The organism is Cesiribacter andamanensis AMV16 (assembly GCF_000348925.1).
Lineage (GTDB): Bacteria > Bacteroidota > Bacteroidia > Cytophagales > Cyclobacteriaceae > Cesiribacter > Cesiribacter andamanensis.
This window is the reverse complement of sequence record NZ_AODQ01000193.1, coordinates 1-5,729: the sequence shown is the minus strand read 5'-3', so window position 1 is coordinate 5,729 and position 5,729 is coordinate 1. Positions and strand designations below refer to the sequence as shown.

General features: G+C 54.8%; 6 protein-coding genes. 2 read left to right on the top strand and 4 right to left on the bottom strand.

Annotated elements, in window-relative coordinates:
• A partial coding sequence (locus ADICEAN_RS20055) for a glycosyltransferase (RefSeq protein WP_040398486.1) occupies nt 1-338 on the bottom strand: 338 nt, incomplete at its 3' end.
• Complete coding sequence (locus ADICEAN_RS20050) at nt 335-1,261, bottom strand: lysylphosphatidylglycerol synthase domain-containing protein (protein WP_161622744.1); 927 nt, start codon at nt 1,259-1,261, stop codon at nt 335-337. The genes ADICEAN_RS20050 and ADICEAN_RS20055, both read right to left, overlap by 4 nt.
• A gap of 97 nt (nt 1,262-1,358) precedes the next feature.
• Here ADICEAN_RS20050 and ruvC point away from each other — a divergent pair, with 97 nt between their 5' ends.
• Nucleotides 1,359-1,910 carry a crossover junction endodeoxyribonuclease RuvC gene (ruvC, locus tag ADICEAN_RS20045; RefSeq protein ID WP_009197496.1) on the top strand — a complete coding sequence of 184 codons (552 nt, stop codon included), beginning with the start codon at nt 1,359-1,361 and terminating at the stop codon, nt 1,908-1,910.
• Between the two features lie 225 nt (nt 1,911-2,135).
• Here ruvC and ADICEAN_RS20040 read toward each other — a convergent pair whose 3' ends face one another.
• Entirely contained in the window at nt 2,136-2,537 is a 402-nt protein-coding gene (locus ADICEAN_RS20040) for an HIT family protein (RefSeq protein WP_009197495.1), read from the bottom strand.
• A gap of 12 nt (nt 2,538-2,549) precedes the next feature.
• Complete coding sequence (gene greA, locus ADICEAN_RS20035; RefSeq protein ID WP_009197494.1) at nt 2,550-3,023, bottom strand: transcription elongation factor GreA; 474 nt, start codon at nt 3,021-3,023, stop codon at nt 2,550-2,552.
• Nucleotides 3,024-3,318: 295 nt separating this feature from the next.
• Here greA and ADICEAN_RS20030 point away from each other — a divergent pair, with 295 nt between their 5' ends.
• Nucleotides 3,319-5,424: a tetratricopeptide repeat-containing sensor histidine kinase gene (locus ADICEAN_RS20030; protein ID WP_009197493.1), complete on the top strand. Its 2,106-nt coding sequence runs from the start codon at nt 3,319-3,321 to the stop codon at nt 5,422-5,424.
• The last annotated feature ends 305 nt before the right edge of the window (nt 5,425-5,729 follow it).

Below are 5,729 nucleotides of genomic sequence, written 5' to 3'. Positions count from 1 at the left end.
GCCAGATGCGGCCCCAGGCGGTGCAGCTGCATGGCAAAGGGGGCTTCGGCTGCAAAAGCCTCGGCCAGTGCGTAGGTAGGGTCGGTACTGGCATCATCTACCAGGTGGAGCTCAAAGGCCTCGGGAGAAAGATCTTGCCGGCGCAGGCCATCAAAGAGCAGGGGCAGGTTGGCGGCCTCATTGCGCACCACTACCAGCAGGCTGATGAAGGGAGACGCTGGTAGTGCGCCCTCAGGAGCACCCCCCCGGGCCTGGGGCCGCAGCCAGTGCCAGCGCAGGTAGGCCAGCCCGGCGGCATAGGCCCCTACCAGCAACAGAAGTAGCCAGGCAGCTGTCATTCGCTAAGCGCAAGTTTTCGCCTCAGTTGCAGCACCACCCCCAGCCCAGCCAGCGAGGGCAGGCAAATGTTCAGGAACCAAAGCAGCAGGCTGGCGGCCACCACCTCGGCCTGGGGCTGCTCCAGCAGGGAAAAGATCAGCAGGGCCGAAAACTCCCGCACCCCCAGGTCACTCAGCAGGTTAAAGGCCGGCACCAGGGTCTTGATCAGAAAGGTAGCCGCTACCCCTGCCAGCAGCAGCCCCAGGGGCAGGACAATGCCCGCCCACCAGAGCAGGCAGACAAACTGAAAACTGAATACTCCATAGCGCAGCAGCCCCCAGGCATTGACCAGCAGCAGCTCCCGCACACTATATTCTGTTAAGGGGGTCAGCCAGCGCAGCCACTTCTCCCCCACCCATTGCTGCAGGCGCAGAAGCAGCCGCTGGCGCAAGGGCCCCATAAGCCCCAGCAGGGCCAGCAGCCCCAGCAGGCTGGGCAGCAGCAGCCAGACCAGCTCCTGGCTTTGCCATAGGCCCAGCGTTACTATAAGTATAAGTATGCCCAGCAGACCGCCTAAAAACGTACTAAGGGACTGCACCAGCCGGTTAAGCAGCACCACCCCTAGCATGCGTACCTTGTGCTGGCTGCCATGCACCAGCAGCCGCCCGGCATAATCGCCCAGGCTGCGGGGGGTAAGCAGGCCCAGGCTCAGCCCTGCCAGCACTGCCTGGCAACTGCTGCCCAGGCTGGCCGCTTGTATTCGCCGTACAAGCACCTGCCATTTTAAGGCCTCCAACAGCCAGTTGAGGGGCACCAGCAGCAGGGCCAGGCCTACCCAGCCATTGGCCGGACTGTGCCAGCCCCGGGCCAGTTGCGCCAGCATGCTGTGCCAGCTGGCCTCGTGCTGCCAGAGCTTGGCCAGCAGAAATAAGAGGATTCCCACAAAGAGCAGGAGCTTAGCAGCTACTGTAAGCTTTTTGGCCAGGCTTGTTTTTTTAAGCGGGGAAAGCGAACTAACTTGCATATCTGAGATAAAGCCTGTGCAGCAGAAAACCGAAAACATCATTCTTGGCCTTGATCCCGGCACCACTGTCATGGGCTATGGCATTATTTTGTCAAAGGGAAATCGCCTGGAACTGCTGCAGTTTGGGGTGATCCACCTGAGCAAATATAAGGAGCACGAGCTGAAACTAAAGAAAATCTTCGACAGAGTCATTAGCATCATAGAGGAGTACCATCCCGATGAGGTGGCCCTGGAAGCTCCCTTCTTTGGCAAGAATATCCAGTCCATGCTTAAGCTGGGCCGGGCGCAGGGCGTTGCCATGGCCGCTGCCCTCAGCCGGCAGATCCCCATCACCGAGTATGCCCCAAAAAAGATCAAGCAGTGTGTTACCGGCAATGGCAATGCCTCTAAAGAACAGGTGGCCCATATGCTGAAAGATATTCTGCACTTTGAGGAGATCCCCAAGCTGCTGGATGCCACCGACGCCCTGGCCGTAGCCATTACGCACCACTACCAGAAGGGCAACAACATACGGGGCAATAAGAGCTGGTCTTCGTTCCTGAAACAGAATCCGGAACGCATCGCCTGACCAACATTTTCGTATACCCTCTGCGGTGCATCTCACTGCACCCTCGCTTTACGTTTTACCTAAACTGGTGTACAGGCATGAAGCGTATCTCACCCCTCATTCTTCTTTTTCTGTTGCTGCTGCTCCATGCAGCCACCTCACTCTAGGTAGCCGTGTACCCGGCAACAGCCGTTAACAAAAAAAACAGCCCGGGGGCTGCTTTTCTGCTATGCTATCTGCAAGCCCTTAGGCCTGGGGCAGGTAGCGCTTGATGCGTTCGGCAATCTGCTCCAGCTCGGCCTTGCCGGGCGAGAGCTTGGGCTTGGTGAAGTTGATATCGTTCATGCTCTGCAGGGGCACCAGGTGCACATGGGCATGGGGTACTTCCAGGCCAATAATGGCCACCCCTACCCGGCGGCAGGGAACGGCCTGTTTGAGGGCTACTGCCACTTTTTTGGCAAACAGGTGCAGCTTGCTCAGGGCCGCATCCTCCAGATCAAACACATAATCCACTTCCTTTTTGGGGATCACCAGTACATGGCCCATGGCCACCGGGTTGATGTCCAGAAAGGCCAGGTGCTGCTCATCTTCGGCCACAATATGGGCGGGAATGTCCCGATTGATGATCTTTGAAAAAATTGAGCTCATGGCAAAAAGGGCTTACAGGCTGATCTCCAGAACTTCAAACTCCATGGTACCGGCAGGGGCTTTCACCACGGCCGTTTCGCCCACCTTCTTGCCCATAAGGCCCTGGCCAATGGGCGACTTGATGGAAATGCGGTTGCTCTTCAGATCCGCTTCCTCCTCCGACACCAGGGTGTAGGTCATGGTCATGCTGTTCTTTTTGTTGCGGATCTTTACCTTGGACAGGATCGATACCTTGGAGGTATCCAGCTGGCTTTCGTCTATTTCCCGGGCATTGGCTACTATGGCCTCCAGCTTGTTGATCTTCAGCTCCAGCAGGCCCTGGGCATCTTTGGCGGCATCGTACTCAGCGTTTTCGCTCAAATCTCCTTTATCCCGCGCCTCGGCAATCTGGCGCGCCATATCGGCCCGGCCTTTCGTCTTCAGCTCATGGAGTTCGGCCCTAAGCCGTTCTAATCCTTCTTTGGTGTAATACGATACCTGTGACATAGACAGTACAATTAAAAATAAAAGAACGATTCTGTTACCAAAACCGTTTCTCCCTATCTTAACAATTTATAAACGAATTTTATTCTGCTTCGACTATACGCTATGGGGCGTTGGGGCAGATAGCAAAGGTAAGGAAATAGGCATCAAAAGAAAAGGGGCCCTCTTCTTTCAGCTGTAAAATATGTTGGCTGGCTGCACCAAACACCCCTTACCCTACTATGTAAGTTTAACCCGCAAGATGCAGCGGATTAATTAGAACAGAATAAAGATATTGCAGTCTCATCTAAAGGTTTACGTGTTGGCTAACCCGCACTTTCGGCTTTATGCGCTGCGCACACTTACGGGCGTTTTCTGGCTGCTGGCTTGCCTGCTGTCCGGGCCCCTTGCTGCCCAGTCCGCACAGGATGTGCTGCCGGCCGATAGCCTGGAGGTACGCCTGATCCTGGCCGATGAACAACAGAAGCTCCAGATCCTGCTTACCCTTTCAGAACAGTACCTGGACAAGCAGGCCGATCTGGCCCTGGCCCGCAGCAAGCAGGCCCTTACCCTGGCCCGCCGCCTTAACGATGCCCGCTCCGAAGCCATTGCCCTGCGCGCTACCGGCAATGCCCTTCGCTACCTGCTCTCCGATTATGAATCGGCCCTGGATTACTGCTACAAAGCGCTGAAGATCACCGAAGAGCGGGAATATAAGCAGGAGCAGGCCGAGACCCTGCACCTCATTGGCGATATCTATTTTGAAGTAGGCAACAGCTACAAGGCCATTGAGCATTACATGCAGGCCCTGGCCATGGCCGAAAGCCTCTCGCTCTATCCTGAGGTGGTAAAGATCTTTAACAAAATAGGGGTAGTGTACACCGCCCTGGGCAGCGATCAGAAATCGATCGAATACCACAAGAAAGCGCTGCGCATCAGCAAGAATAACGAGTATAATCCCGGCATTGCCGCCAGCAACTATTATCTGGCCATTACCTATACCCAGGTAGGCAACCTGGACCTTGCCCTGGAAATGCAGCACATCGCCCTGGCCCTGCGCCAGAACATGCAGGACCTGGAGGGGCAGGCAATTTGTTATATGGCCCTAGGTAAGATTTATCTCTTAAAAACCGATTATGACAAAGCACTGGTACAGGTGAACAGCGCCTACCAACTCTATGATCAGATCGGTGATACCGATGGCACCGCCCGGGCCCTAAACCAGATGGGCGCCATCTACATTGAGAAGAAAGATTTTGCGCAGGCCATCAACCAGCTAAAACTGGCCCTTAGCCTGGGCGAGCAGTTCAACAACAAAAAGGTAATGCGCGATAGCTATGAGTATCTCTACAACTGCTACGCCGCCCTGAAAAATTACGAGCAGGCCCTGCATTACAAAGACCAGTTCATTGCCATCAGCGACTTTATCTATGGCGAGGAAAGCGAGCGCCGCATGGCCGAGCTGCAAAACCGTTTTGAGATTGAGCAGAAGGAAAGCGAAATTGCCGTTCTGAAAAAAGACAAGCAGATCCGGGACCTGGCCCTGCAGGAGCAGGCCAACTTCCGCAACTTCCTGATCATACTGCTGGTGCTCCTGAGCGTAATCTTTACCCTGGTGCTGTACCTGTTCCGCAACCACCGCCGCAGCAACCAGCAGCTAAAAAGTGTTAATGAGCACATCAACCGCCAGAATGGCGAGCTGCAGGAGCTCAATGCCACCAAAGACAAGTTCTTCTCCATCATCAGCCATGACCTCAAGGGGCCCCTCAACTCCCTTACTTCCTTTGCCGGCCTGCTCATTAACCATACCGATGCCCTGAGCAAAGACGAGATCAAGATGCTGGCCACCGACTTGGACAAGTCCATCAAAAACCTGCTGAGCCTGCTCAACAACCTGCTGGAGTGGTCCCGCTCTCAAAGCGGCAACCTCGACATTAAAGTAGAGCCTCTGGATGTGCGGGAGCTTGTCTATGCCAATGCCGAGCTGCTGCAGCGCACGGCCGAAAACAAGGAGATCACCCTGCACACCCGGGTGCCGGCCAACCTGAAAGGCTTTGCCGACAAGAACCAGATGAATACCGTGCTGCGCAACCTCATCAGCAATGCCCTTAAGTTTACCGAAAAAGGAGGCAGTGTAGAGGTAGAGGTAAACGAGTGGAAAGATGCCATAGAAGTAGCCGTGCGCGACAGTGGCGTGGGCATGAGCCCTGCTGTACTGGCCAAGCTCTTCAAGATCGAGCACAAATACTCCACCCCCGGCACCGCCAATGAATCGGGCACCGGCCTGGGCCTTATGCTCTGCAAAGAATTTGTGGAGCGTAGCGGGGGCATGATCAGTGTAGAAAGCCAGGAAGGAAAGGGTAGTACCTTCCGGTTTACCATTCCCAAATACAAGCCTGCTCCCCAGCCGGCTATGGCCGTCTGAGCAGCCCCTACCGGCAGCGGCACCCCTTGCCTTCAACTTGCTGCAAATCAGGCAACTGCCCTTCCCTGGCGCATTCCTATCATCTGACAGTCCCAACTTTCTTTGGGTCAATAAGGCTGTTTTTAGCCTTCTGCATGCCTTTTGCCAAAATCTTAAAAAAAGTAAGTACTAACCCTAACAAAGTATGCGTTAGCACACTTAAATAGGCGTTGGGTTGAGGAGACATCGGATGCGCTACAATTCCAAGACATTAAATTTTTCGGAATTTTTTTTCCAGCCGAAGATTTTTCCAAAACCCTTTGGTT

Coding starts and splice junctions, on each gene's coding strand:
- ADICEAN_RS20040 (WP_009197495.1), bottom strand. CDS start 2,537: ATGAGCTCAATTTTTTCAAAGATCATCAATCGGGACATTCCCGCCCAT.
- greA (WP_009197494.1), bottom strand. CDS start 3,023: ATGTCACAGGTATCGTATTACACCAAAGAAGGATTAGAACGGCTTAGG.